The sequence below is a fragment of the Pseudomonas sp. QL9 genome, from assembly GCF_041409665.1.
GTDB classification, from domain to species: Bacteria; Pseudomonadota; Gammaproteobacteria; order Pseudomonadales; family Pseudomonadaceae; genus Pseudomonas; species Pseudomonas knackmussii.
Genome location: NZ_CP166971.1, coordinates 4,616,668 through 4,642,164, shown reverse-complemented (window position 1 = coordinate 4,642,164; position 25,497 = coordinate 4,616,668). Strand labels below are relative to the sequence as shown.

General features: G+C 67.3%; 21 protein-coding genes. 9 read left to right on the top strand and 12 right to left on the bottom strand.

Annotation, left to right across the window (positions count from 1 at the left end; translation table 11 throughout):
- Nucleotides 1-4 precede the first annotated feature (4 nt).
- Nucleotides 5-1,351: an HlyD family type I secretion periplasmic adaptor subunit gene (locus tag ACA097_RS21695; RefSeq protein ID WP_371365916.1), complete on the top strand. Its 1,347-nt coding sequence runs from the start codon at nt 5-7 to the stop codon at nt 1,349-1,351.
- A gap of 651 nt (nt 1,352-2,002) precedes the next feature.
- On the opposite strand, the gene ACA097_RS21690 is transcribed toward ACA097_RS21695, so the two are convergent.
- Both ACA097_RS21690 and ACA097_RS21685 read right to left on the bottom strand, forming a co-directional pair.
- The gene (locus tag ACA097_RS21690) at nt 2,003-2,602 is read right to left on the bottom strand and encodes a tRNA-uridine aminocarboxypropyltransferase (protein ID WP_371365914.1); all 600 of its coding nucleotides are present in this window, start codon (nt 2,600-2,602) and stop codon (nt 2,003-2,005) included.
- The gene (locus tag ACA097_RS21685; protein ID WP_371365912.1) at nt 2,599-3,495 is read right to left on the bottom strand and encodes a LysR family transcriptional regulator; all 897 of its coding nucleotides are present in this window, start codon (nt 3,493-3,495) and stop codon (nt 2,599-2,601) included. The genes ACA097_RS21690 and ACA097_RS21685 overlap by 4 nt, the downstream gene beginning before the upstream one ends.
- A 285-nt stretch (nt 3,496-3,780) precedes the next feature.
- On the opposite strand from ACA097_RS21685, the gene speB reads away from it, so the two are divergent.
- From speB to ACA097_RS21655, 6 genes are all read left to right on the top strand, one after another.
- Nucleotides 3,781-4,740: an agmatinase gene (speB, locus tag ACA097_RS21680; protein ID WP_043253737.1), complete on the top strand. Its 960-nt coding sequence runs from the start codon at nt 3,781-3,783 to the stop codon at nt 4,738-4,740.
- Nucleotides 4,741-4,750: 10 nt separating this feature from the next.
- Entirely contained in the window at nt 4,751-5,161 is a 411-nt protein-coding gene (locus tag ACA097_RS21675) for a nuclear transport factor 2 family protein (RefSeq protein WP_043253740.1), read from the top strand.
- 25 nt (nt 5,162-5,186) lie between these two features.
- Nucleotides 5,187-6,698, top strand: coding sequence for a cytosine permease (locus tag ACA097_RS21670; protein ID WP_371365910.1), 1,512 nt, complete (start codon nt 5,187-5,189; stop codon nt 6,696-6,698).
- 140 nt (nt 6,699-6,838) lie between these two features.
- Entirely contained in the window at nt 6,839-8,218 is a 1,380-nt protein-coding gene (locus ACA097_RS21665) for a sodium:solute symporter (protein WP_371365908.1), read from the top strand.
- Nucleotides 8,219-8,307: 89 nt separating this feature from the next.
- A complete protein-coding gene (locus tag ACA097_RS21660; protein ID WP_371365906.1) occupies nt 8,308-9,909 on the top strand; it encodes a 5-guanidino-2-oxopentanoate decarboxylase in 1,602 nt (533 codons plus the stop codon).
- 191 nt (nt 9,910-10,100) lie between these two features.
- Nucleotides 10,101-10,826, top strand: coding sequence for an MBL fold metallo-hydrolase (locus ACA097_RS21655; protein ID WP_371365904.1), 726 nt, complete (start codon nt 10,101-10,103; stop codon nt 10,824-10,826).
- A gap of 68 nt (nt 10,827-10,894) precedes the next feature.
- Here the strand turns inward: ACA097_RS21655 and ACA097_RS21650 are convergent, their stop codons facing one another.
- From ACA097_RS21650 to ACA097_RS21635, 4 genes are all read right to left on the bottom strand, one after another.
- Nucleotides 10,895-11,020 (bottom strand): PA1414 family protein, encoded by a 126-nt coding sequence (locus tag ACA097_RS21650; RefSeq protein WP_269090587.1) that lies wholly within the window; start codon nt 11,018-11,020, stop codon nt 10,895-10,897.
- A gap of 157 nt (nt 11,021-11,177) precedes the next feature.
- On the bottom strand, nt 11,178-12,119 hold the full coding sequence (locus tag ACA097_RS21645) for a DMT family transporter (RefSeq protein ID WP_043253750.1): 942 nt from the start codon (nt 12,117-12,119) through the stop codon (nt 11,178-11,180).
- A gap of 191 nt (nt 12,120-12,310) precedes the next feature.
- Nucleotides 12,311-13,423, bottom strand: coding sequence for an extracellular solute-binding protein (locus ACA097_RS21640; protein WP_160287854.1), 1,113 nt, complete (start codon nt 13,421-13,423; stop codon nt 12,311-12,313).
- A 26-nt stretch (nt 13,424-13,449) separates the two neighbouring features.
- Entirely contained in the window at nt 13,450-14,490 is a 1,041-nt protein-coding gene (locus ACA097_RS21635; protein WP_371365901.1) for a histone deacetylase family protein, read from the bottom strand.
- A 223-nt stretch (nt 14,491-14,713) separates the two neighbouring features.
- Between ACA097_RS21635 and ACA097_RS21630 the strand changes: the two genes are divergently transcribed.
- On the top strand, nt 14,714-17,128 hold the full coding sequence (locus ACA097_RS21630; protein WP_371365899.1) for a DUF3772 domain-containing protein: 2,415 nt from the start codon (nt 14,714-14,716) through the stop codon (nt 17,126-17,128).
- 469 nt (nt 17,129-17,597) lie between these two features.
- Here the strand turns inward: ACA097_RS21630 and ACA097_RS21625 are convergent, their stop codons facing one another.
- Both ACA097_RS21625 and fabF read right to left on the bottom strand, forming a co-directional pair.
- Nucleotides 17,598-19,538, bottom strand: a complete 1,941-nt coding sequence (locus ACA097_RS21625; RefSeq protein WP_371365897.1) for a UvrD-helicase domain-containing protein — start codon at nt 19,536-19,538, stop codon at nt 17,598-17,600.
- 86 nt (nt 19,539-19,624) lie between these two features.
- Nucleotides 19,625-20,902, bottom strand: a complete 1,278-nt coding sequence (fabF, locus tag ACA097_RS21620) for a beta-ketoacyl-ACP synthase II (RefSeq protein WP_371365895.1) — start codon at nt 20,900-20,902, stop codon at nt 19,625-19,627.
- A 157-nt stretch (nt 20,903-21,059) separates the two neighbouring features.
- On the opposite strand from fabF, the gene ACA097_RS21615 reads away from it, so the two are divergent.
- Entirely contained in the window at nt 21,060-21,545 is a 486-nt protein-coding gene (locus tag ACA097_RS21615; RefSeq protein ID WP_371365893.1) for a GFA family protein, read from the top strand.
- On the opposite strand, the gene egtB is transcribed toward ACA097_RS21615, so the two are convergent.
- The 4 genes from egtB to ACA097_RS21595 all read right to left on the bottom strand — a co-directional run bounded on the left by egtB (nt 21,542) and on the right by ACA097_RS21595 (nt 25,419).
- Complete coding sequence (gene egtB / locus ACA097_RS21610; protein WP_371365891.1) at nt 21,542-23,659, bottom strand: ergothioneine biosynthesis protein EgtB; 2,118 nt, start codon at nt 23,657-23,659, stop codon at nt 21,542-21,544. The two genes, ACA097_RS21615 and egtB, sit on opposite strands and share 4 nt — an antisense overlap.
- 37 nt (nt 23,660-23,696) lie before the next feature.
- Entirely contained in the window at nt 23,697-24,056 is a 360-nt protein-coding gene (locus ACA097_RS21605; protein ID WP_371365889.1) for a DUF427 domain-containing protein, read from the bottom strand.
- A gap of 144 nt (nt 24,057-24,200) precedes the next feature.
- Entirely contained in the window at nt 24,201-24,842 is a 642-nt protein-coding gene (locus tag ACA097_RS21600; protein ID WP_371365887.1) for a DUF1109 domain-containing protein, read from the bottom strand.
- Complete coding sequence (locus ACA097_RS21595; protein WP_371365885.1) at nt 24,829-25,419, bottom strand: sigma-70 family RNA polymerase sigma factor; 591 nt, start codon at nt 25,417-25,419, stop codon at nt 24,829-24,831. The genes ACA097_RS21600 and ACA097_RS21595 overlap by 14 nt, the downstream gene beginning before the upstream one ends.
- Between the last annotated feature and the right edge of the window lie 78 nt (nt 25,420-25,497).

Here is a 25,497-nt window from a genome sequence, read left to right as displayed (position 1 = left end):
CGCCATGGCCAGCAGTCAGCCGTCACCGGGCTATTTCGGCGCCCGCCGCGACATCGAGTTCATGCCCGAGGTGCAGGGCACGGTCGAGGAAGATTCTCCACTGACCGCACGCATCACCCTCTGGGCGGTGCTCGCCCTGCTGGTGGCGGCGGTCATCTGGGCGTACTTCGCCAAGCTCGAAGAGGTCACCAAGGGCGAAGGCAAGGCCATCCCCTCGAGCAAGGTGCAGACCATCCAGAACCTGGAGGGCGGCATCGTCTCGGAGATCTTCGTCCACGAAGGCCAGGTGGTGGAAAAGGGCCAGACCCTGCTGCGCCTGGACGACACCCGCTTCGCCTCCAACCGCGACGAGACCGACGCCGACCGCAACTCGCTGGAAGCCCGCGTCGAGCGCCTGAGCGCCGAGGCCGACGGCCGCGCGCCGAGCTTCTCCGAGCAGCTGAACAAGGAAGCGCCGCAGGTGGTCGACGACCAGATGCGCCTCTACCACACCCGCCAGGCGCGCCAGGACAGCGAGGTCAACATCCTCCAGGAACAGCTGCGGCAGAAGACCCAGGAGCTCGCCGAGTTCCGCGCCAAGCAGCAGCAGTACCGCTCCAGCCTGGGCCTGGTGCAGCAGGAGCTGAACATGTCCGAGCCGCTGGTGAAGAGCGGCGCCATCTCGCCGGTGGAAATGCTGCGCCTGCGCCGCAGCGCGGTGGAGATCAACGGCGAACTGAGCGCTACAACGCTGGCCATTCCCCGTGCCGAGGCGGCGGTGCAGGAAATCGCGCGCAAGGTCGACGAATCGCGCCTGGGCTTTCGCAGCGACGCGCTCAAGGAACTCAACGAAGTGCGCACCGAGCTGAACAAGCTCACCGCCAGCAGCCGCGCCATCGACGACAAGGTCAGCCGCACCACCGTGGTGTCGCCGGTGCGCGGCATCGTCAAGCAACTCAAGGTCAACACCATAGGCGGCGTGGTGCAGCCGGGCAGCGACATGGTGGAAATCGTCCCGCTGGAGGACAACCTGCTGGTGGAAGCGAAGATCCGCCCGCAGGACGTCGCCTTCCTGCGCCCCGGCCAGCCGGCCACGGTGAAGTTCACCGCCTACGACTACACCATCTACGGCGGGCTGAAAGCGCAGCTGGAACTGATCAGCGCCGACACCATCACCGACGACAAGGGCAACGCCTTCTACCTGATCCAGGTGCGCACCAGCAAGAACCACCTGGGCACCGACGCCAAGCCGCTGCTGATCATCCCCGGCATGGTGGCGACGGTGGACATCATCACCGGCGAGAAGAGCGTGCTCGACTACATCCTCAAGCCGGTGCTCAAGGCGCGGTGGGAGGCCCTGCGCGAACGGTGAGACGCGCGCCGGACCGCGATGCTCTTCGTAGGAGCAACTGTCTTCTAGGCTCCCGCGTTCGCGGGAGTGACGGAGTTGAGACTCGTGCTTTTGGGCGTCTTCCCCGCGAACGCGGGGATCTAGGAAACGAATTTCCAGAGAAACATCCGCACGCGCCAGACCGCCCCTTACAGCAGGCCGAGCAAAGCCCACGCAGAGGAGGTTGCGCGACATGGATGTCGCAAAAGCCTCGATCAGTACAGGGACGTACTGTCGGGGCGGGCCTCCGGGTGCGTGGGAATGTGCGAGGGAAGTCCGGCTCCGCCGGACCCGTATGTCAGGGCAAGACCTTTGCTTACTTTGGGCCGGGGTGGCGTCCCACCGCTTGCCAAAGTGAGTCGCCCGAGGGGGCGAAACAAGAAACATCCGAACACGCCGAAGCGGCGCGCTACACCCAGACAAGACGCTGGGTGACTCGCTTCAGGTCGCACTGAAGCGCGTTCAGCGCAAGCGCTGTCCCACGTTCGCGGGGAAGACGATCGAGGGATCGGAGTTCGGACGGTTCGCGAGCAAGCTCGCTCCTACGCCAGCCGGCTGGCACGTACCCATGTAGGAGCGGCCCATGGCCGCGATTCGCGCGCATGGCGCGCTCCTACAGGGACACACTGCGCGTCAGGCCGGGCGCTGGTGATTGCGGCGGAAGGTCTCTTCGCCCATTGCGGCTATCTGCCCTTCGATCAGGGCATCGAAGGGACGCAGCAGTTCGTCGAAGTGCTGCGGCGCATCGAGCGCGTTCAGGGCGTGGACCACCGCTTCGATGGTCGACAGAGCACCCTCGGCCGGCGCCTTGCGCAGGCGGTAGCGCGAGCTCAGCCCCTCAGGCAGGACCACCCGCGGCAGCGCCGCCAGCTCGGGGTTCAGGTGCAGCAGCTTGCGCGCCTTGCGCCAGGTGCCGTCGGGGACGATCAGTTGGCACGGCAGATCGGCGCAAGCCTCGCGCACTTCCTCCAGCTCCTTGGCCTGTTCGCCAGGAAACAGCAGCCAGCTCTGGTAGTCCGCGCGCTGCCAGCTCTCCGGGGCGAAGCGCTCGCCCACCCGCAATTCGGCGTTCTGCAAGCCAAGGGCGGCCAGGCGCGCGGTATTGAGCGCGTGATCGGTCTCGCTGGGATGCTGCAGCAACAGGACGCGGGTGCGGCTGCCCAGGCTGGGGACAAGGGCGCACAGGCAATGCCCTTCCGGCCGCAGGCAGCGCTCGCAGCGGGCGCGGCTCATGGCTTGTCGGGCTGCGTGCGCAGCAGGTCGCGGAAGTTCTGGATCAGCGGCTCGCGGGAACGGCCGCGGCGCAGGATCAGCGAGAACGGCGCCTGGTAGCCGAAGGTCGCCGGCAGCAGCGCGCGCAAGCGGCCCTGGTCGACCCAGGGGTGGGCGTAGTGCTCGGGCAGGTAGCCGATATAGCCGCCGGACAGGATCAGGATCAGCTGCGCTTCCATACTTTCCACGGTCGCGGCGCTGTGCTTGAAGCCGTGCCGGGCCAGCTCCGCCTGGCTCCAGTAGCCGCGGCCGACCATGCGCTGCTGGGTGATCAGTTCAGCGGGAATCCGGCGGCCGTCGAACAGCGGGTGGCGGTCGCTGCAGTACAGCCAGTGCTGCTCTCTATAGAGAGGCTGGTAGACCAGGCCGTTCATCCGGCTGAAGAAGGAGCCGATGGCCAGGTCCAGGCGGTTGTCGAGCACCGCCAGTTGCAGCTCGTAGGGACTTTGTACCTGCAGGTGCAGGTGCACCGCCGGGTGCAGGCCGCTGAACGAGCCGATCACCTCGGCCAGCGGCAGCGCCGGGTCGCTCACCGTGGAGTCGAGCACGCCGAGGTTGAGGGTGCCGCGCAGTTCGCCCTTGAGGGTCGATGCATAGCGCTCGAAACCCTCAAGTTCGCCGAGGATGCGCAGGGTTTCCTGATGGAACAGCTCGCCCTTGCTGGTCAGGCCGAAGCCGCCGCGGCCGCGGTGGCACAGCACGATGCCCAGTTGGTTCTCCAGCTGGCTCATGTAGGTGCTGATCGCCGAGGTCGACAGGTTCAGTTCCTGCTGGGCGGAAGCGAAGCCCTGATTGCGCACCACGCAGGCGAAAATCCGCAAAAGCTTGATGTCAGGCAACGCGCTGGCGCTCATTTTGACTCCGGACGGCAGGGGTTGAAGGCTCCAGTTCAGCACTCCCTTGACTGGCCGTACGTCGGGGAACTTTTTCGCCGGCGAGCTGCAAGTCAGAGGCCACGGGCCTGGCAAGGCGGGGGCTGCGACAGGGGAGCGCAGTCTAGCGACTGCAGTTAGTTTAGAAAACTCTGAACTGATTTTTTGTAGCCAGCGATTCTTCCGACTACCGCCCCTGACGAGAATCCCGTTTCAGTATCAACAAGCCTGTTCCCTTAAAACAGCGAATCGCGTGAGGCCTTCCCCATGGACAAGAAACTCCACCAGCCCCTGGGCGGAAACGAAATGCCGCGCTTCGGCGGCATCGCCACCATGATGCGCCTGCCGCATATCCAGAGTGAGGAAGAGCTGAACCAGCTCGATGCTGCCTTCGTCGGCGTGCCCCTGGATATCGGCACCTCCCTGCGCTCGGGCACCCGTTTCGGGCCCCGCGAGATCCGCGCCGAATCGGTGATGATCCGCCCGTACAACATGGCTACCGGCGCCGCTCCGTTCGATTCGCTGAACATCGCCGACATCGGCGACGTGGCGATCAACACCTTCAACCTGCTCGAAGCCGTGCGCATCATCGAGGAGGCCTACGACAAGATCCTCGACCACGGAATCCTCCCGCTGACCCTCGGCGGCGACCACACCATCACCCTGCCGATCCTGCGTGCCATCCACAAGAAGCACGGCAAGGTCGGCCTGGTGCACATCGACGCCCACGCCGATGTGAACGACCACATGTTCGGCGAGAAGATCGCCCACGGCACCACCTTCCGCCGCGCCGTGGAAGAGGGCCTGCTGGATTGCGACCGCGTCGTGCAGATCGGCCTGCGTGCCCAGGGCTACACCGCCGAAGACTTCAACTGGAGCCGCAAGCAGGGCTTCCGCGTCGTGCAGGCCGAAGAGTGCTGGCACAAGTCGCTGGCCCCGCTGATGGCCGAAGTGCGCGAGAAGGTCGGCGGCGGCCCGGTCTACCTGTCCTTCGACATCGACGGCATCGACCCGGCCTGGGCGCCCGGCACCGGCACCCCTGAAATCGGCGGCCTGACCACCATCCAGGCGATGGAAATCATCCGTGGCTGCCAGGGCCTGGACATCATCGGCTGCGACGTGGTGGAAGTCTCCCCGCCCTACGACACCACCGGCAACACCTCGTTGCTCGGCGCCAACCTGCTGTACGAAATGCTCTGCATCCTCCCGGGCGTACAGCGCCGCTGAGTAACCACACATGCAAAAAGACACCTGCGTAGCACAGGTGCTCGAGGCTGCCCGCGTTCTCGTGGCAGCCTTCGCGCGCACCGATACCGAGGCCTACTTCGCGGCTTTCAGCGAAGACGCCAGCTTCATCTTCCACACCTGGCCCCAGCCGCTGCTGTCGCGCGCGGCTTACCGCGAGGTGTGGGAAGGCTGGCTGCGTGACGACGGCTTCGAGGTTCTCGAATGCCAGTCGAGCAACACCTTTGTCAGCCTGCAGGGCGAGGACGTGGCGATTTTCACCCACGACGTCGCCACTCGGCTGCGCATCCAGGGAGAGGAAAGCCTGAGCCACGAACGGGAGACCATCGTCTTCCGCCGTGAACCACAACAAGGCCGTTGGCTGGCCGTACACGAGCATCTGTCACCGGCGCCCGCGCCGTAAGACAGGCCTTTCCCGGGAGGAAGTCATGGATAACAAGAAGAATCACGCAATCACGGAAATCGAAACGTTCGGGGTCGAGCAGATCCCGGACAACGAGCGCAACGCCACGCCCACCGACCTGTTCCGCATGATCTTCGGTGGCTCGAACACCTTCGCCACCGCGGTACTGGGCAGCTTCCCGGTGCTCTTCGGGCTGTCGTTCCAGGCCGGTGCCTGGTCGATCATCCTCGGCGTGCTGGTCGGTGGCCTGATCCTCGCCCCGATGGGCCTGTTCGGTCCGCTCAATGGCACCAACAACGCGGTTTCCTCGGGCGCGCACTTCGGTGTGCACGGCCGTATCGTCGGTTCGTTCCTGTCGCTACTGACCGCCATCGCGTTCTTCTCGCTGTCGGTTTGGAGCTCCGGTGACGCCCTGATCGGCGGCGCCAAGCGCCTGTTCGACCTGCCGGAAACCGACCTGACCCTGGGCCTGGCCTACGGTCTGTTCGCCGTGCTGGTCCTGGTGGTGTGCATCTATGGCTTCCGCTTCATGCTGCTGGTCAACAAGATCGCCGTATGGGCCGCGAGCCTGCTGTTCCTGCTCGGCGTGTTCGCCTTCGCAGGCCCCTTCGACGCGGCCTACGCCGGCACCGTTCAGCACGGCCAGGCGGGCTTCTGGGCCGCCTTCATCGGCGCCACCCTGCTGGCCATGAGCAACCCGGTGTCCTTCGGCGCCTTCCTCGGCGACTGGGCCCGCTACATCCCGCGTGAAACGCCGAAGGGCCGCATCATGGCGGCGGTGATCTTCTCGCAGATCGCCACCCTGATCCCGTTCTTCTTCGGCCTGGTGACCGCCACCATCGTCGCTGTGAAAGCGCCTGACTACATCGCGCAGAACAACTACGTCGGCGGCCTGCTGGCCATCGCCCCGAGCTGGTACTTCCTGCCCGTGTGCCTGATCGCCACCATCGGCGGCATGTCCACCGGCACCACCTCGCTGTACGGCACCGGCCTGGACATGTCGAGCGTCTTCCCGCGTCTGCTGAACCGCGTCCAGGCGACCCTGTTCATCGGCCTGCTGTCGATCGCCTTCATCTTCATCGGTCGCTTCGCCGCCAACCTGGTGCAGAGCGTGTCCACCTTCGCCGTGCTGATCATCACCTGCACCAGCCCCTGGATGGTGATCATGATCCTCGGCCTGGTCACCCGCCGCGGCTTCTACCACGCCGACGACCTGCAAGTGTTCACCCGTGGCCAGGAAGGCGGTGCCTACTGGTTCCACAATGGCTGGAACTGGCGCGGCATGGGCGCCTGGATCCCCAGCGCGCTGGCCGGCCTGTGCTTCGTCAACCTGCCGGGTCAATTCGTCGGCCCCCTGGGCAACCTGGCCGGCGGCATCGACATCAGCCTGCCGGTGACCCTGGGCCTCGCCGCCCTGCTCTACCTGACCCTGCTGCGCACCTTCCCGGAATCGGCCGGTGTGTACGGCCCGCAAGGCCCGCGCTGGGTCGGCAGCCACGACCGTCCGGTACGCGGCATCAGCGAACCGACTGCCTGAGTTCCACCGCGCTTCACTGCCTGAAGCGAATCCCGTAATCCCCGTGAGACCCCATCGGACCGGCCACCGCCGGTCCGATGGCTTACCGTCCGCCATCCGCGGACGGCAACAATGACAATCCGTGTGTAGAGGAGCCAAACATGGCCTTGGATGTAATCGTCGTTCTGATCTATGCCGCCGGCATGCTGTTATTGGGCTGGTACGGCATGCGCCGCGCGAAGACCCATGAGGACTTCCTGGTAGCAGGACGCAATCTCGGCCCGTCGTTCTACATGGGCACCATGGCCGCCACCGTTCTGGGTGGCGCCTCTACCGTCGGTACCGTTCGCCTGGGCTACGTCCACGGCATTTCCGGTTTCTGGCTGTGCGCCGCGCTGGGCGCCGGCATCATCGCCCTGAACCTGTTCCTGGCCAAGCCGCTGCTGAAGCTGCGCATCTTCACCGTCACCCAGGTCCTGGAGCGTCGCTACAACCCGATGGCCCGCCAGGCCAGCGCGGCGATCATGTTCGCCTACGCGCTGATGATCGGCGTGGTTTCCACCCTGGCCATCGGCACCGTCATGCAAGTGCTGTTCGGCCTGCCGTTCTGGGTCTCGGTCCTGCTCGGCGGCGGCGTCGTGGTGGTCTACTCGACCATCGGTGGCATGTGGTCGCTGACCCTGACCGACATCGTGCAGTTCATCATCAAGACCGTCGGCCTGATGTTCATCCTGCTGCCGATCTGCCTGTACCGCGTGGGCGGCTGGGATGAGCTGGTGGCCAAGCTGCCGGCCAGCGCCTTCAGCTTCCACACCATCGGCTACGACACCATCATCACCTACTTCCTGATCTACTTCTTCGGCATCCTGATCGGCCAGGACATCTGGCAGCGCGTGTTCACCGCGCGCACCGAGAAAGTCGCTCAGTACGCGGGTACCGTCGCCGGTGTCTACTGCGTGATCTACGGCCTGGTCGGCGCCGCCATCGGCATGTGCGCCCACGTCCTGCTGCCGAACCTGGACAACGTCAACAACGCCTTCGCCGCCATCGTCCAGTCCGCCCTGCCGGACGGCATCCGTGGCCTGGTGATCGCCGCTGCCCTGGCCGCGATGATGTCCACCGCCAGCGCCGGCCTGCTCGCCGCTTCCACCACCATCACCGAAGACCTGCTGCCGAAACTGCGTGGCGGCAAGCAATCGAGCCTGGGCATGAGCCGCCTGTTCACCGCCCTCACCGGCCTGCTGGTTCTGGTCATCGCCCTGGTAGTGAACGACGTGATCAGCGCCCTGACCCTGGCCTATAACCTGCTGGTCGGCGGTATGCTGATTCCGCTGATCGGTGCCATCTACTGGAAGCGCGCCACCACCGCCGGCGCCATCACCAGCATGGCCCTGGGCTTCGTAACCGCTCTGGTGTTCATGCTCAAGGATGGCTTCGACGCCAACACCCCGATCTACTACAGCCTGGCCATCGGCCTGGTGAGCTTCGTCGTCGTCAGCCTGCTGTCGCCGCGCCCGGCGGTATCCGCCAGCGCCGCCTGATTTCGACCAGGCGTTAAAAAAGGGGCGCGGCGACTGAGTCACCGCGCCCCGTTTTCATTCACGACCTCACTCATTACAAGGAAGCACCCATGACCACTTGCGGCGAATTCCTCGTCAAGCAGCTCGAAGCCTGGGGCGTCGACACCGTCTTCGGCATCCCCGGCGTGCATACCGTCGAGCTGTACCGCGGCCTGCCGGGCAGCAGCATCCGTCACATCACCCCGCGCCACGAGCAAGGCGCCGGCTTCATGGCCGACGGCTACGCGCGCGTCACCGGCAAGCCGGGCGTGTGCTTCATCATCACCGGCCCGGGCATGACCAACATTCTCACCGCCATGGGCCAGGCCTACGCCGACTCCATCCCCATGCTGGTGATCAGCAGCGTCAACGAGCGCTCGCGCCTGGCCCACGGCAATGGCTACCTGCACGAGCTGCCGAACCAGCGCGCCATGACCGCCGGCGTCACCGCCTTCAGCCACACCCTGATGAGCGTCGAGGAACTGCCGGCCGTGCTGGCCCGCGCCTTCGCCGTGTTCGACAGCGAGCGCCCGCGCCCGGTGCACATCGAGCTGCCGCTGGACATCATCACCGCCCCGGCCGACCACATGCAGGTGCGCCCGCGCGTGCAACTGGCCCGCCCGGCGCCGGCCCGCTCGCCGCTGCACGAAGCCGCGGCCAAGCTGGCCAAGGCACAGAAGCCCCTGCTGCTGCTCGGCGGCGGCTGCGTCGAGGCCCAGGCCGAAGCCCGCGCCCTGGCCACCGCGCTGGACGCCCCGACCGCACTGACCATCAACGCCAAGGGCCTGCTGCAGCCGAGCCACCCGCTGCTGATCGGCAGCAACCAGTCGCTGATCCCGGTGCGTGAACTGGCGCTGGAAGCCGACGTGGTCCTGGCCATCGGCACCGAGCTGGGCGAGACCGACTACGACGTGGTCTTCGACGGCAACTTCAGGATCGGCGGCGAGCTGATCCGCGTCGACATCGACCCGCAGCAGCTGATGCGCAACTACGCGCCGAGCATCGCCATCCAGGCCGACGCCCGCACCGCCATGCGCGCCCTGCTGGAACTGCTGCCGGCCCGCGAATCCGACACCCAGAGCCCCGGCGCGCAGCGCGCGGCCAAGGTGCGCGCTCAACTGGCCGAGGACTTCGGCGGCTGGGCGCACTACCGCACCCTGTTCGACAAGATCCTCGAAGTGCTGCCCGAAGCCCGCTTCGTCGGCGACTCGACCCAGACCGTGTACAGCGGCAACCACCTGGTGGAGCTGGACGGCGGCCGCCGCTGGTTCAACGCCTCCACCGGCTACGGCACCCTCGGCTACGGCCTGCCGGCGGCCATCGGCGCCAAGCTCGGCGACCCGAGCCGCCCGGTCATCAGCCTGATGGGCGACGGCGGCCTGCAGTTCACCCTGACCGAACTGGCCAGCGCCGTGGAAGCCAAGGTGGGCATAGTCGTACTGCTGTGGAACAACTACGGCTACGGCGAGATCAAGCGCTACATGGAACGCCGCGACATCACCCCGCTGGGCGTGGACATCTACACCCCGGACTTCCTCGCCATCGCCAAGGGCTTCGGCTGCGAGGCCGAGCGCGCCCGCGACCACGAGCACCTGCAGGAGCTGCTGCGCAACGCGCCGAGCGACCGCCCGCTGATCGTGGAAGTGATGGAAGCGGCGCCGTTCGCGCCGTAAGCCCCATCTTGCGGTAACGGAGCGGGGCTCGACTGCCCTCTCCCCCCGCCCTCCCCCTTCAGGGGGAGGGCGGGGGGAGAGGGAGCGGCGGCCAGCCCCGCGCCATACTGGCAAGCCTACCCTCGTAGGAGCGGGCCATGCCCGCGATCGGGCGCATGGCGCCCTCCTACATTCGTATCGGAACCCGACCCATGAAAATCGTCACTCGCGACCGCTGGTTCGAAGTCCGCCACTGCTACGACGGCGTCAGCCTGATCCACGAGCCCTACGTGCGGCCCTTCTACCGCTGCAACATGTGGCACATCCAGGGGCGCGACCGCGACCTGCTGGTGGACAGCGGCTCCGGCCTGGTAAGCCTGCGCGAACAATTGCCCTGGCTGACCGATCGTCCGCTGCTGGCGGTCGCCAGCCACACCCATTTCGACCACATCGCCGGCCACCACGAGTTCGACGAACGCCTGTGCCACCCGGCCGAGGCCGACATCCTCGCCAGCCCCGACGGCGAGCGCACCCTGGCAACCGCCTTCGTTGGCGACGACATGTTCGAGGCGCACCCGGACTGCCCGCTGTGCTACGCCGAGTACCAGGTGAAGGCCGCCCCGGCGACCCGCACCATCGACGAAGGCGACGTGCTCGACCTCGGCGACCGCGCGCTGGAGGTGCTGCACACCCCCGGCCACTCGCCCGGCGGTATCAGCCTCTGGGAAGCGCGCACGCAGACGTTGTTCTCCGGCGACATCATCTATGACGGTCCGCTGATCGAAGACGCCTATCACTCGAACCTCGACGACTACGCGCGCAGCCTGGAACGCCTGCGCCAGCTGCCGGTGCGCACCGTGCACGGTGGGCACTTCGCCAGTTTCTCCGGCGAGCGCCTTCGGCAGATGATCGACGAGTGGCTGGCGGCCCACGGCTGAACGCCGGGCCCGAAATGCAATCTGCCCGCATCAGCGGGCAGAGTCGGTGGGGTGGGAAGGTGCAGCGTTCAGCGCTTTTCGCGGTAGCGTGCTTGCTCGTCGCTGCGGATCGGGATGGGCTGCAGGCGCGGAGGCTCGATGAGGCCAAGCATCACTCCCAGTTTCCATGCCAGGGTTTCCAGCCAGAGTTTCATGAAGTGCCTCCTGTGCGGTGGAGAAGTCGGGCGACCCGATGTTCCGGGTCGCCCTCAGAGTAGAGTAGCTCGGCGTCCCACTCTCCGCCCTCGCTACCTTCTCCTTGATTGCAAGACTACGCGCCTGCCTGGGCCCGGCGTCTGATCTGGATCAAGTTCAAGCGCGCCGCTCATCGCCACGCAACAGCCGGCGCACCCACGCCTCGCTGCTCACCAGGGTGATACCGAGCAGCACCAGCGCCGCGCCTCCGACGAAGTTCCAGGCCAACGGCTCGTGCAGCAACAGCACGCCAAAGGCGATGCCGAACACCGGGGTCATGAAGGAGAACACCGCCAGGTTCGACGCCAGGTAGCGGCGCAGCAGCCAGAACCAGCTGAAGTAGCTGGCGAAGGACACCACCACGCCCTGGAACAGCACGCTGCCCACGCTCATGGCGGTCAGCCGCACGTTGCCGAACTCGCCCAACCACAGCGCCAGCAACGGCAGCAAGAGCGCGGCGGTGAACAGCTGGTAGAACAGCGTCAGGCTGGCCGGCGCTTCCGACAGGCGGGTGCCGCGCACCACCACGGTGGTCGCGCCCCAGGAGGCGCCGGCGAGCACGCCGAAGGCATCGCCCAGCAGCATGCGGCCGTCCATGTGCTGCAGATCGAAGCCACCGCCAAAGCACAACGCGATACCGCCGAAGCACACCGCGATCCCCAGCCACTGCAACGGCCGCAGGCGTTCGCTGGGCAGCAGGAAATGCAGCCCGAGGGCGGAGAAGATCGGCGCCGTATAGATGAACACCGCCATGTGCGAAGCCGTGGTGTACACCAGCCCCTGGGCGATGAAGAAGAACTCCGCGCAGAACAGCACGCCGGCCAGCGCCCCGCCCGGCAGGGTGCCCTGGCGCAGCCCTTCCCAGCCGCCGCGCCAGCACATCAGCGCGCCGACCAGCAGCGCGGCGATCACGTTGCGCCCGAAGGCTTGCATGATCGGCGCGATGTCGCCGGCGGCCAGCTTGACCATCACCTGCTGGATGCCCCAGATCAGGCACAGCACCAGCATCATCTGCAAGGCGAAGGCGTCGGCGCCCTTGCGTGGCGGCGTCGGTGTCATGCGCGCCCCCGCATTCCGGGCGAGCGGGAGAGGCAAGGGTGCATCGGCAGTTTCATGGCAGGGCTCGGCAGTCGAAAAAGGCGGAGGCCAAAAATGCAAGCGGCGGCCCCCGAAGGGTGCCGCCGATTATCCCAGCTGGGTGCAGCCCGGTGCCAACGGAAATCCGACGCCGCCGGCTACCGGAGCGTCATTCACTGGCCGGTCTTGACCTTGCTCCAGGTGCGCGTACGGATGCGCTCGAGCTTGGGCGGCAGCATCTCCACCGAATACAGCTTGGCCTGCACCTCGGCCGGCGGGTAGACGTTGGGGTTGTTGCGCAGGTCCGCCGAGATCAGCTTGTCCGCCGCCTGGTTGGGGTTGGCGTAGGACACGTAGTCGGAGATCGGCGCCACCACTTCCGGGCGCAGCAGGTAGTTGAGGTAGGCATGCGCCTGCTCGACGTTCTGCGCGTCCTTGGGAATGGCCAGCACGTCGAACCAGGCCGCGGTGCCTTCCTTGGGAATGCGGTACTCGATCTTGATGCCGTTCTTCGCTTCCCTGGCGCGGCTGGCCGCCTGCATGGCGCCGCCGGACCAGGCGATGGCCACGCAGACATCGCCGTTGGCGAGGTCGGTGACGAACTTCGAGGAGCTGAAGTAGGTGACGTACGGGCGCAGGCTGGTGAGCAGTTGCTCGGCCTTGACGTAGTCGTCCGGGTTCTTGCTGTTCGGCGACAGGCCGAGGTAGCCGAGCACTTCCGGGATCACTTCGGTCGGCGAGTCGAGGAAGGCCACGCCGCACTGCTTGAGCTTGGAGAGGTTTTCCGGCTTGAACACCAGGTCCCAGGAGTCCACCGGCGCGTTCTCGCCGAGGATCGCCTTCACCTTGTCGACGTTGTAGGCAATGCCGTTGGTGCCCCACATGTACGGCATCGCGTACTGGTTGCCCGGGTCCTTCGCCTCCAGCACCTTGAGCAGCGCCGGGTTGAGGTTCTTCCAGTTCGGCAGCTTGCTCTTGTCGAGCTTCTGGAACACGCCCGCCTTGAGGTAATTCGGCAGGAAGCTGTCGCTGGGCACCACCAGGTCATAGCCCGAATGCCCGGAGAGCAGCTTGGCCTCGAGGACCTCGTTGCTGTCGTAGACGTCGTACTTGGGCACGATGCCGCTGTCGGCCTGGAAGCCCTTGAGGGTGTCGGGGCCGATGTAGTCGAACCAGTTGTAGATGCGCACCACCGGTTCGGCGCAGGCGATGCCCGCAGTCGTCAGCAGTGCGGCGCCGAGCAGGCCGCTGAGGATCGTCTTGTTCTTCTTGTTGTGCTTAAGCATGACTCGCTCCTGGAATCGGCGCGCCCTTAGCGGGCGGCGCCTTCGTAACCTTGCAGCACGTTCACGGCGTTGACGCCGATGGCTTCCACCGCATAGCCGCCTTCCATGATGAACAGGGTCGGCAGGCCGAGGGCGGCGATGCGCTCGCCCATGCGCAGGTAGTCCGGGGAGTCGAGCTTGAACTGCGAGATCGGGTCTTCCTTGTAGGTGTCGACGCCGAGGGACACCACCACCGCGTCCGGCGCGTAGGCCGCGATCTTGCGGCAGGCGTCTTCCAGGGCGGCGGACCAGCCGTCCCAGCCGGTGCCGTGGGCCAGCGGGTAGTTGTGGTTGAAACCTTCGCCGGCTCCTTCGCCGCGCTCGTCGGCATGGCCGAGGAAGTACGGGTATTCCACCAGCGGGTCGCCGTGGATGGAGGCGAAGAGCACGTCGCCACGGTTGTAGAACAGCTCCTGGGTGCCGTTGCCGTGGTGGTAGTCGACATCGAGGATGGCCACGCGCTTGGCGCCCTGATGGAGGAAGGCCTGGGCGACGACGGAGGCGTTGTTGATGAAGCAGTAGCCGCCCATGAAGTCGCTACCGGCGTGGTGTCCCGGCGGACGGCAGAGGCCGAAGGCGGTACGCGCGCCCTGGCGCATGTGGTCCTGGGCGGTCAGCGCGACCTGTGCCGAGCTATAGACGGCTTGCCAGGTGCCGGCGGTGATCGGCGCCTCGGTGTCGAAGCTGTAGTGACCCAGTTCGCCCATCAGCGCGGTGGGGATGGGGCCGTTACGGCGCAGGCGGCGAGCCGGGAAGGTGGTGGAAACCAGGTCGCCGGTGTGGCCCTCGGCCGCCCAGCGGGCCCAGGCGCCTTTCAGGAAGGCGATGTATTTCGGGTCGTGGATGCGGTGGATCGGATCGAAGCCGAAGTCCTTCGGCGCGATGACCTCGCCCAGGTTCTGCGACTTCACGCGGGCCAGCACGGTATCCGCGCGGCTGGGCATTTCGAAGCAGGGCTGGAGTTTGCCATCGACCAGTTCGGACTGGCCGAAGTGCAGGCGGTGATCGTCGCTGTAGACGGTCAACATGGTGAGAACCTCTCGGCTTTGTTGTTCTAGGTGGCAGGGATTCTGCCCATTCGCAGGCCTGGTGCTGAACAGCGGCAGCGGCCAAAAGGGGATTGGAATGGCCAACATTTATGACCCTTTACCCCAGCACCCTACCCCTCGCCTTCGGCTCGCTATGCTCATGGGAATCACTGCCGCCGTGGCCCGTCGAATGCCACGAGCCACGCGAAATAAGGAAGGGATCATGCCGGGGGACTACCAGAAGCTGATTCGCTCTCTATTGTTGCTGGGCCTGCTCTGGGGCGCGGTGTGCATGGCGCAGCCGGGACCGGACAAGACGCCGGGCGAGCTCCCCACGCTGGCCCAGGACGCCAGTCCGGCGCAGCTGAGCGAACGCCTGGAGCTGATACGCCAGGGGGTGACCGAGCAGGTCGGCGACGACGTCCTGGCGCGCCTGCGCCTGGCGACCCTGGAGGTGCAGAAACTCGCCGGCCAGCGCAACGACGAACTGCAGGAACGCAGCGATCGCCTGGCCGACCAGCTCAACGTGCTCGGTGCGCCCGCGCCCGGCGAGACCGCCGCGCTGGCGCAGCAGCGTGCCGAGCTGGTCCGGCAGAAGACCGCGCTGCAGGCCCAGCTCAACGAAGCGGCGAGCGTCCAGCGCTCGGCCGCCGACCTCTCGGTGCAGATCGTCAACCTGCGCCGCAGCCTGTTCACCTCGCAAATCCTCACCCGTTCGCCGCCGCCCTTCAGCCCGCAGTTCTGGTCCACGCTGACCCGTCCGACGGAGGAGGACCTGGCGCGCCTGCACGGTCTCCGGGAGGCGCTCGCCGCACGGCTGGCGACGAACTGGGCGCACGCGCGACTGCCGCTGCTGGCCTGCCTGATCGCCGCCGGGCTGCTCCTGCTGCCGGGGCGGCGCCTGCTGGAGGGCCTGATCAACCACCTGGTGAGCCGCATAGTCCCCGAGGGCCGCCTGCGCCGCAGCACCCTGGCGTTGGCGGTCACCCTGGTCGGCGTGGCGACCATCGGCGGCAGCGCGGCGCTGCTGCACCAGGGGCTGGACTGGAACGAGAATCTCGACGGCGGCCTGGGCATCCTGACCGGGCAGTTGGTCACGGTGGCGATCTTCAGCGGCTTCGTCAGCGGCCTGGGGCGCGCCCTGCTGATGGTCGAAAGGCCGTCCTGGCGCCTGCTGCCGATCCCCGACGACATGGCCAAGCTCCTGTCGCCCTTCCCCGGCCTGCTTGCCATCCTGGTCCTGCTGCTGGGCATCCAGACACGTATCAACAGCAGCATCGGCGCCAGCCTTGCGCTGACCGTAGCGGTCAACGGCCTGACCGCCCTGCTGCTAGCCATCCTCCTCGGCGTCGCGCTGCTGCGCCTGCGCCGCAGCCGCGTCGAACTCGACGAAGACGAGGAGCGTCCGGCCCTGGCCCGGCTGATCCGTTTCGCCGCCCTGCTGGTGGTGCTGGCCATCGTGCTCGCCCTGATCAGCGGCTACCTGTCCCTGGCCTCCTTCATCGCCAGCAAGCTGCTCTGGGTCACCGCGGTATCGCTCACCGGATACCTGCTCACCGCCTTCTTCGGCGACCTCTGCGACACCCTGCTGTCGCCCCGCCAGAGCGCCGGCAAGACCCTCGCCCGCGCCTTGGGCCTGGCACACCAGCACCAGGCCCAGGCGGCCACCCTGCTGGCTGGCGTGGGCCGCACGCTGCTGGTGCTGCTCACCCTGATGGTGGTGCTCTCGCCCACCGCCAGCAGCCCAGACGAACTGGCGGCCGGCGTCGAGCGCCTGCTGCAGCGCGGCCAGTCCCTGGGCAGCCTGAACATAGTCCCGCAGGACATCCTCCTGGCCCTGGTCACGCTGTTCGGCGGCCTCTACGTCCTGCGCCTGCTCAAGCGCTGGCTGGCGGAGAGCCTGCTACCGGAAACCAGCATGGACGCCGGCATGCGCGCCTCGCTGGTGACGCTGGTCGGCTACCTCGGCTTCGTCCTGCTCGGCCTGCTGGTGCTCTCGGCGCTGCACATCAACCTGACCAGCCTGACCTGGGTGGTCAGCGCCCTCTCGGTAGGTATCGGCTTCGGCCTGCAGGCCATCGTGCAGAACTTCATCTCAGGGCTGATCCTGCTCACCGAACGCCCGGTGAAAGTCGGCGACTGGGTCAGCCTGGGCACGGTGGAAGGCGACATCCAGCGCATCAACGTGCGCGCCACCGAGATCAAGCAAAGCGACAACTCCACGGTGATAGTGCCCAACTCCCAGCTGATCACGCAGAACGTGCGCAACGTGACCATGGGTGGCGCGCTGGGCAGCGTCGGCATCGCCCTGACCCTGCCGCTGGACACCGACGTGCACAAGGTCCGCGAGCTGCTGCTGGCCGCCTACGCCGAACACCCGGCGATCCTGGAAACGCCGAAGCCGTCGGTGAGCTTCACCCAGCTCAACGACCAGGGCCTGACCCTCTCGGCCAGCGGCAACGTCGGCAGCCCCCGCAGCGTCTCCAGCACGCGCAGCGACCTGCTGTTCGCCATCTTCGGCAAGCTGCACGAGGAAGGCATCAGCCTGGCGACGCCGAGGAGCCTGAGGTTGGTGGCGGAGGACAAGCGGGTGTTGGAAGACGCGGCCGGCTCATCCACCGACGCAGAGCCGTCGTAGGAGCGCATACGCGCTTCGCACCTGCTCTTCGGACTTCCAGCGAAACGTCCGCGCACTCCGGACTGCCCCTTACAGAAGGCCGAGCAAAGCCCACGCAGAGGAGGTTGCGCGACATGGATGTCGCAAAAGCCCCGATCAGTACAGGGACGTGCTGTCGTGGCGGGCCTCCGGGTGCGTGGGGATGTGCGAGGGAAGTCCGGCTCCGCCGGACCCGTATGTCGGGGCAAGCGCTTTGGTTACTTTCTCGCGTTTGAGAAAGTGACCCGCCCGAGGGGGCGGAACAAGAAATATCCGAATACGCCGAAGCGGCGCGTTAAACCGCTTTTCTGGATCCCCGCGTTCGCGGGGAAGACGATGGGAGATAAGAGTTCGGGCGGTTCGCGAGCAAGCTTGCTCCTACGGGCACAGCGCCTTGCCGGATGACGCATCGTAGGCGCATAACCGTTCGCGGTTATGTGCCGCTTTCCCCCTACCCTCTGCGCGCCAACAACGCCGTCGCGCCCTGCACCTTGCGCGTGTACCAGATCACCCGGCTCACGCCACGGGTGATGGCCACGTAGGCCAGTCGCAGGCTTTCGTCCTGCATCGCCTGGTCGTAGCTGTTGCGGAAGAAGCCGCAGTGCGCGTAGAGCACGTTGCGCAGCGGGTGGCGTTCGGGCGGGGCGCCGTCGTCGATGATGATTGCCACTTCCGCCTGCAGGCCTTTTGCACGGTGGATGCTCATGGCCTTCACCGGCAGGTTGGCGTCGAGCTGGGCCTGGATCTGCTGCAGCGGCTCGTTGCGGCGGCTCAGCAGCAGCACCGCCGTGCTTTCACGGCTGGCGCGCTCGGCGACGTGCTCGCATTGCGCGCGGACTTCCGCCACCAGCTTCGGCAGGTCGCGGGCCAGGTCGAAGCGCGCTTCCACTCGCACGCCGTGGTCACCCGGCTGGATGGCCTTGAAGGCGCGGCAGGTCTTGGCCTGCTTGAAGTTCACCTCGGCCAGCACCGCCTCGCCGTCGCGGATCACCGGCTCGATGCTGCGGTAGTTGGTTTCCAGCAACAGCACCGTGCTCTGGCGGTTGCGGCCCTTGCTGGGGAAGTGCTTGTCGAAGTCCATGAACAGCTCCGGCGAGCTGCCGCGCCAGCCGTAGATCGACTGCCAGTCGTCGCCGATGGCCATCAGGCTCGGCGCCTGGGCGTGGCGCGCCAGGTGGCGGTGCTGGGCCTGCAGCCAGAGGACGATCTGCGGCGAGATGTCCTGGAATTCGTCGATCAGCAGATGGGTCATGGGCGTGGCCGCCTCCTCCAGCGCCTTTGACTCGTTGAGGCGGCGGGTGAGCTGCTGGAAGGCGGCGTTGAAGGTGGTCAGGCCCTGGCGGCGCAGCAGGGTGAGGAAGAAGCTCCAGTAGATCGCCAGGGCTTCGAGGAAGATCTTCTCCCGCGTCGAGCAATCCAGTTCGGCGACCTTCAGCTCCTGCGGGCGCAGGCCGAGGCTTTCCATGAAGCCGGCCTGGGTGTGGAACACCTCCACCAGCGGCGCCTCGACGAACTCGCCGGGCAGGCGGAACGGCTGCAGCGGCGCCGGGCCCGGCACTTCCTCGGGCTTCTCCAGGCCGAGCAGGCGATGCACCTTGGCGCGGAAGGCGCCGTTGACCGCGTAGCACTCCTCGTAGGCTTCCAGCAGCAGGCGTTGCTGCGCCGGACGCAGGCGGCCGCCGGTGAGCGGGTTGTCCGGCTCGCCGGGGTTCTTCTCCTCCAGCTGCTCGAACCAGCGCAGGCGGCCGAGCATCTCGCGCGCCTGCACGCCCATGGCCGAGTGGAAGGTGCGCACGCACTGGCGCGCGCGGGCCATGTCGAAGGGGTAGTTCCAGAACGCCAGGACACGCACCAGCTGTTCGCGCAGCTGCGCGCAGGAGGCGTTGGTGAAGGAGATAACCGTGACCTTGTCGGCATCGATGCCCAGGTGGCAGAGCATGAACACCAGGCGCAGCACCAGGGTGGTCGACTTGCCGGAACCGGCGCCGGCGAAGATCCGCGCCAGCGGCTGGCGGCAGAGGATCATCGCCCACTGCTCATCGGATGGCGGGCTGATGACCCCGGCGCTCACGGCCTGGCGCACGCGCTCGCGCATCGCGTCGATCTGCCCTTGCTGCACTGGCAGGGCGCGCGCGGCATAGATACCGGCGTTGCCCGGCGCTTCGGCTTGTTGCGCAGGCTCGGGCTCGGCAGGTTTGGCCTTGCTGCGCGGCGCGCGTGGCTTGGCGGCGGCTGCATCCTTCGGCTTGGCCTTGGCGCGGGTCTTCTTCGGCGGCGCGGCCTGGGCGCGTGCGGCTTCTTCCTGCTCGCGCAGGTAGGCGCTGGTGCGCGGGAAATAGCGCGCCAGGGATTCGGACAACAGCAGTTTGTAGCGCCGTACGGCAGACAGCATCGGCAGGCTCCGGCCCTGGGGACAAGTCGCGGAATGATAAGGGGTTTCCGTGACCATCCGACAGTTGCCGGAACCTGCCGTTCGACTCAGGCGCCAGTCCAGCGGCGGAAGAGTACGCTGGCGTTGACGCCGCCGAAGCCGAAGCCGTTGGACAGCGCGTATTCGGTCTGCAGCGGACGCGGCTCGCCGCGCACCAGGTCGATGCCGACTGCGGTTTCGTCCGGCTCGTGCAGGTTCAGGGTCGCCGGCGCCAGTTGGTCGCGCAGGGCCAGCAGGGTGAAGATCGCTTCCAGCCCGCCGGCGGCGCCCAGCAAGTGGCCGGTGGCCGACTTGGTCGCACTCACGGCCACCGTGCCCTTGTCGCCGAACACCGAGCGGATTGCCGCCAGCTCGCCCTTGTCGCCGACCGGCGTGGAGGTGGCGTGGGCGTTCAGGTGGCCGATCAGCGCCGGGTCGATACCCGCCTGGGCGATGGCCTGTTGCATGGCCCGCCGCGCGCCGTTGCCGTCCTCGGGGCCGGCGGTCAGGTGGTAGGCGTCGGCGCTGGTGCCGTAGCCGACCAGTTCGGCCAACGGCTGCGCGCCACGCGCCAAGGCGTGTTCCAGCGACTCGATCACCAGCATCCCTGCACCCTCGCCCATGACGAAGCCGTCACGCTCGCGGTCGAACGGCCGCGAGGCTTCCTGCGGCCTGTCGTTGAAGCCGCTGGACAGCGCGCGCGCCGCAGCGAAACCGCCCAGCGCGACGCGGTCGATGGAGGCTTCGGCGCCGCCGCACAGGGCAATGTCCGCTTCGCCGGCACGGATCATCCGCGCGGCGTCGCCTATCGCCTGGACACTCGCCGCACAGGCCGTCACCGGCGCGCCGATCGGGCCCTTGAAGCCATGGCGAATGGACACGTGCCCCGCCGCCAGGTTGACCAGGAACGACGGGATGGTGAATGGCGACAGGCGGCGCGGACCGCGCTCGTCAGTGATGCGCACGGCATCGGCAATGGCGCTGAAACCGCCGATGCCGGAGGCGATCACCGTGGCCGTGCGGGTCTTCTCGCGTTCGTCCTGCGGCGCCCAGCCAGCCTGGGCCAGCGCTTCCTCGGCGGCGGCCAGGGCGAAGAGAATGAAGCGGTGCATCTTCTTCTGCTCCTTGGCCGGCGCGGCACGCTCGGCATCGAAGCCGGCCTCGGCGTCCTCGGCGATGTCCGGCACCTGGCCGCCCACCGCGCAGGGCAGGTCGCGAACGAATTCGTCGGCCAGCCGGTCGATCCCCGAGCGCCCTTGCAGCAGGCGCTGCCACACCTTCTCGGTGCCACATCCGAGGGGGCTGACCACCCCGGTCCCTGTTACCACTATGCGTTGCGCCGTCATCGGATCGCCTCTTCTGTCGCAGGAGTTCGGTCGCACTTATATGACGACCGAAATATAAGTGCATGATGGGGAGCTGGCCCGCTCGTCGTCAAGCGCCCTCCGACAGGCCGGGGTCGGCCAGCCTTGCTCTGAAGTCCATCCACCGAGGAACGTCGCCATGCGACTCGAAGGCTCCTGCCACTGCGGCGCGATCGGCTTCAGCGTCGAAAGCGCCCACCCCTACCCCTACCAGCGCTGCTATTGCTCGATCTGCCGCAAGACCCAGGGCGGCGGTGGCTACTCCATCAACCTCGGCGGCGCTGCCGCCAGCCTGAAGGTGCGCGGGCGCAAGCACCTGCGCATCTACCACGCGAAGATGCGCGAGCCCGGCAAGCGCACCTGGACCAGCAGCGCCGAACGCTGCTTCTGCGGCGAATGCGGCAGCGCACTCTGGCTGTTCAGCCCGGAGTGGCCGGAACTGATCCACCCTTTCGCCTCGGCCATCGACACGCCGCTGCCGGTGCCGCCGGAGCACACCCACCTGCTGCTCGACTCCAAGGCGAGCTGGGTGGAAGTGGAAAAGCACCCGCGCGACCAGTACTTCCAGCACTACCCGGAAGAGTCCATCGCCGACTGGCATCGGCGCCTGGACCTGGAGCGCTAGGCCTGCAAGCGGAACACCGCGAACTGCGGCTCGGCGCTGACCCAGTGCTCGCGCACCAGCCAGCCGGCGCGTTCGGCAAGCTGTGCGAAGTCGTCGAGGGCGTACTTGTAGGAGTTCTCGGTGTGCAGGCGTTCGCCGGCGCCGAAGCGGTAGTCGACGCCGGCGATGCGCACGACCTGCTCGCAACGGCTGACCAGGTGCATCTCGATGCGGCCGAGTTCGGCGTTCCACAGCGCCAGGTGCTCGAACTGGTCGAGCTGGAAGTCCGCCTGCAGCTCGCGGTTGATGCGTTGCAGCAGGTTGAGGTTGAAGCGCGCGGTGACGCCGCCGGCATCGTTGTAGGCCGCCTCCAGCACGTCCACATCCTTGCGCAGATCGACGCCGATCACGAAGGTGCTGTCCGCGCCCAGCAGCCCGTGAGCCCCATGCAGAAATCCCAGGGCTTCGTCAGGGTCGAAATTGCCGATGGTGGAACCGGGGAAGAAGCCCATCCGAGCCCCGTTGCGCAGGCCCTCGGGCAGCGCCTCCAGGCGGGTGAAGTCGGCGTGCAGCGGCTCGATACGCAGCGCCGGATAGTCGCGCTGCAAGCGCGCGGCGGCCTTGTCCAGGGCGGCCGGGCTGATGTCGATGGGCAGGTAGCGGGTCAGTTGCGGCGCCGCGTCGAGCAGCAGGCAGGTCTTCTCGCTGGCGCCGCTACCGAATTCCACCAGGGTGGTGTCGGCGGCGACGTGCGCGGCGATGCTCGGTGCGATCCGCGCCAGCAAGGCGGTTTCGCTGCCCGTGGGGTAGTACTCGCGGGTACGGCAGATGGCCTCGAACAGCTCGGACCCCGTCGCGTCGTAGAAATACTTGGGCGACAGCTGCTTGGGTGTCAGCGAAAAGCCCGCCTCCAGGTCTTCCAGCATCTCGCGGGCCTGGGGTTCGAGGTCGGCTTGTCCAGCCAGGTCGCGCGCCAGGCGCACGCCGGCGAACATCCAGCGCTTGTCCGGGTAGAAGAAGTTGCGATAGCTCGGCCGCGAATGCCCCGGCGGCGTGATGCAGGCGCCGCCGCGCAGGACCATCTGGCTGACCATGAACTTGCCGTTGTACTCGCCCACCGCGCCGGCCTTCGGGCGGAAGCCGGGGTAAGGCGCATAGGCGCTCTGCGTCCATTGCCAGGCGGCGTCGTAGAGCTGGCGCAGGCGCCCGTCGAGCGCGGCGACCTCCCACTCCGCCTCTGTCGGCAGGCGCGCGCCGGCCCATTCCGCGTAGGCCGAAGCCTCGTAGTAGCTGACGTGCAGCACGGGCGCGTCGAGGTCCAGCGGTTGCAAGCCCTGCAGGCCGAACTCCTGCCAGCCGCCCGCCTGCCGCCGCCAGTACAGCGGCGCCTCCCAGCCCTCCTCGCGCACCTTCGCCCAACCGTCGGACAGCCACAGCTCGGCGCGCTGGTAGCCGCCGTCGTCGATGAAGGCCAGCCACTCGCGGTTGCTCACCAGCGACTCGGCGATCTGGAAGGGCGCGAGGAAGCAGCGGTGCGCCGGCTCCTCGTTGTCGAAGGCGAAGCCCTCGCCGGCATGGCCGATACCCAGCAGCCCGCCCCGGATCACATGGAAACGCGGCGGACCGCAGCGCGAGGGCGCGAACCCATCGCCATAGGCCGGCGCCAGCGGCGAGCAGCTGAACAGATGGAGGATGTCCATCAACAGCAACTCCTGGTGCTGCTCCTCATGGGCCAGGCCGAGCAGCACCAGGTCTCGCAGGCTCTCGTCGGGCGCTTCGGCGAGCAACTGCTGCATGTGGCGGTCGACGTGATGCCGGTAGTCGAGCACGCGCTGCAACGGTGGGCGCGTCAGCATCCCGCGTTGGGGCCTGGGCTGGCGCGGGCCCAGCGCCTCGTAATAGGAGTTGAAGAGGTAAGCGAAGCTCGCGTCGAAGGGCTCGTAGCCAGCCAGATTCGGCTGCAGCAGGAAGGTCTCGAAGAACCAGGTGACATGCCCGACGTGCCACTTGGCCGGGCTGGCGTCGGGCATCGACTGCACCTGGGCGTCTTCGGCGCCCAGCGGGGCGAGCAACAGTTCGCTGGCCTCGCGCACCTGGCGGTAGCGTTCGGCGAGCGGGGTGGCCTTGCGGAGCATGGGGCGGTCCCCTCTGGTTCGGCAGGCGCAGGTCGCTTCAGTCTTCCGCGTGGATGCGCACCTGCTCGGGATAGAAGGCGACATGGCCACGGATCATGGCCACCGCCGGCTTGGGATCGGGGTAGGTCCAGGCGGCGTTCTCCGATACCCGGCCCTCGTGCACCAGGTTGTAGTAGCTGGCCTCGCCCTTGAACGGGCAGAAGGTGTGGTGCGGGCTGCGCACGAAGTAACCACGACGGGTGTCCTGCTCGGGGATGTAGAACACCGGCGGGTAGTTGGCCTCCTGCAGCACCAGAGCGTTGTCGCTGCTGGCGATCAGTTCGCCGTCGAAGTGCACACTGACACGCCCGGAGTGGAGCTTGATCTCGATGGGATGTTCGTGGGCCGAAGGGTTCATCGCTATTCTCCGCCTGCTGCCATCGTCGCTCGGCGAAGGATATTTCCTGCACCGGCGACCCTAATCAGGGTAGAGGCCTGGGCGCGGAACGCGGAAAAAACCGATGGGCGTGGTCGCTGCGCACCCATTGCGGGTGCGCGGGGTTCACCAGCGCAGCAGGCGCGGACCGAGAGCGGCACCCAGCAGTGTCGGCAGGAGCATGCCGAGCAGATACCAGACGCCCCAGAAGGGAATGCCCATCTCCGGGCAGTGCAGGCAGTACGCCAGGGTCGCGGTGGCCCCGGCGAGCAGGCCGCCGGCGGCGCCGGCCAGGCGCAGGCGGGTCGGGGCCAGTCCGCGCAATGCCCAGAACACAGCGATGAAGGCCGGCACCGAGAGTAGCGCGATGTTCAGCGGACAGGTGCGCCAGGTCTGGCCCAGGATCAACCCGGCGCGGGCCTCGGCGGGCACCCCGGCCAGCTCCAGCGCACCGCCGAGCCACACCAGCAGCACTGGCAGCGCCAACAGCACCCAGGCCGCACCGCCCTTCACACCCGGCCGCGCCAGGCGGCTACACAGCCACAGGGCGAGCGGCGCCAGGCTGCCCGGCAGGGCGACCTTGGCCCAGAACAGCGGCGTGCGCGCTACCTCGGCGAGATCAGGGCGCACGCCGTAGAGCGCGGCCATCAGCAGCAGCGCGCCCAGGCCCCCGCCCAGCAGGGCCAGGGCGAAGCGCTTGCCGAGGGCGTGCCGGTCCACCGGGCTCTCGCCGGCGGCCAGCAGGTCGATCAGTTCATTGGTCTTCATCGCTTCGCAATCCTCGAATCATGCCCGCCAGGGCCTTCAGCCCACGGTGGATGCCGACTTTCACGGCGGAACTGGAAAGCCCGGTCAGGCTGGCGGTTTCCTCCACCGACAGACCCTCCAGCTTCACGTGGACGATGGGCAGGCGCTGCTTGTCGGGCAATTGCTGCAGCAGTTTGCCGAGGTCGCGGCTGGCCTGGGCCGGCTCCTCGTCCTCAGCGGCGAACAGCTCGCCGTCGTCGTCTTCCAGCGGTTCGTGCAGCGCCTCGCGACGGGCGAAGGCGCGGAAATGGTCGGCCAGCTTGTAGCGCGCGATGGCTTGCACCCAGGCCGTCAGCGGCTGTTCGGCACGGTAGGTGTGGCGGGCGTTGTGCACCGCCAGCAGGACTTCCTGCAGCAGGTCCTCGACCTCGCCGGGGCGCTGGTTGAGGCGTCGGCGCAGGAAGGCGCGCAGGTGCGTGCCGAGCGCGGCGAGGAATTCGCGGTAGGCCGCCGAGTCGCCGTCCATGCCGCGCAGCAGCAATGTCTGCAACTGCGCTTCGCGCGCGATCAACAGTTCCTGGCTGGTAGTTCGCTGCATCGGCCGTCCTGGTTACACCGCGGATGGAAATTTTCCCAAGCCCGCCCCCAGCCTGCTGGCGCGCTCCCGGCCCGCAGA

Bases quoted from the DNA above. Each gene is read 5' to 3' on its own strand.
- ACA097_RS21695 (WP_371365916.1), top strand. From the start codon at position 5: ATGGCCAGCAGTCAGCCGTCACCGGGCTATTTCGGCGCCCGCCGCGAC.
- ACA097_RS21690 (WP_371365914.1), bottom strand. From the start codon at position 2,602: ATGAGCCGCGCCCGCTGCGAGCGCTGCCTGCGGCCGGAAGGGCATTGC.
- ACA097_RS21685 (WP_371365912.1), bottom strand. From the start codon at position 3,495: ATGAGCGCCAGCGCGTTGCCTGACATCAAGCTTTTGCGGATTTTCGCC.
- speB (WP_043253737.1), top strand. From the start codon at position 3,781: ATGGACAAGAAACTCCACCAGCCCCTGGGCGGAAACGAAATGCCGCGC.
- ACA097_RS21675 (WP_043253740.1), top strand. From the start codon at position 4,751: ATGCAAAAAGACACCTGCGTAGCACAGGTGCTCGAGGCTGCCCGCGTT.
- ACA097_RS21670 (WP_371365910.1), top strand. From the start codon at position 5,187: ATGGATAACAAGAAGAATCACGCAATCACGGAAATCGAAACGTTCGGG.
- ACA097_RS21665 (WP_371365908.1), top strand. From the start codon at position 6,839: ATGGCCTTGGATGTAATCGTCGTTCTGATCTATGCCGCCGGCATGCTG.
- ACA097_RS21660 (WP_371365906.1), top strand. From the start codon at position 8,308: ATGACCACTTGCGGCGAATTCCTCGTCAAGCAGCTCGAAGCCTGGGGC.
- ACA097_RS21655 (WP_371365904.1), top strand. From the start codon at position 10,101: ATGAAAATCGTCACTCGCGACCGCTGGTTCGAAGTCCGCCACTGCTAC.
- ACA097_RS21650 (WP_269090587.1), bottom strand. From the start codon at position 11,020: ATGAAACTCTGGCTGGAAACCCTGGCATGGAAACTGGGAGTGATGCTT.
- ACA097_RS21645 (WP_043253750.1), bottom strand. From the start codon at position 12,119: ATGACACCGACGCCGCCACGCAAGGGCGCCGACGCCTTCGCCTTGCAG.
- ACA097_RS21640 (WP_160287854.1), bottom strand. From the start codon at position 13,423: ATGCTTAAGCACAACAAGAAGAACAAGACGATCCTCAGCGGCCTGCTC.
- ACA097_RS21635 (WP_371365901.1), bottom strand. From the start codon at position 14,490: ATGTTGACCGTCTACAGCGACGATCACCGCCTGCACTTCGGCCAGTCC.
- ACA097_RS21630 (WP_371365899.1), top strand. From the start codon at position 14,714: ATGCCGGGGGACTACCAGAAGCTGATTCGCTCTCTATTGTTGCTGGGC.
- ACA097_RS21625 (WP_371365897.1), bottom strand. From the start codon at position 19,538: ATGCTGTCTGCCGTACGGCGCTACAAACTGCTGTTGTCCGAATCCCTG.
- fabF (WP_371365895.1), bottom strand. From the start codon at position 20,902: ATGACGGCGCAACGCATAGTGGTAACAGGGACCGGGGTGGTCAGCCCC.
- ACA097_RS21615 (WP_371365893.1), top strand. From the start codon at position 21,060: ATGCGACTCGAAGGCTCCTGCCACTGCGGCGCGATCGGCTTCAGCGTC.
- egtB (WP_371365891.1), bottom strand. From the start codon at position 23,659: ATGCTCCGCAAGGCCACCCCGCTCGCCGAACGCTACCGCCAGGTGCGC.
- ACA097_RS21605 (WP_371365889.1), bottom strand. From the start codon at position 24,056: ATGAACCCTTCGGCCCACGAACATCCCATCGAGATCAAGCTCCACTCC.
- ACA097_RS21600 (WP_371365887.1), bottom strand. From the start codon at position 24,842: ATGAAGACCAATGAACTGATCGACCTGCTGGCCGCCGGCGAGAGCCCG.
- ACA097_RS21595 (WP_371365885.1), bottom strand. From the start codon at position 25,419: ATGCAGCGAACTACCAGCCAGGAACTGTTGATCGCGCGCGAAGCGCAG.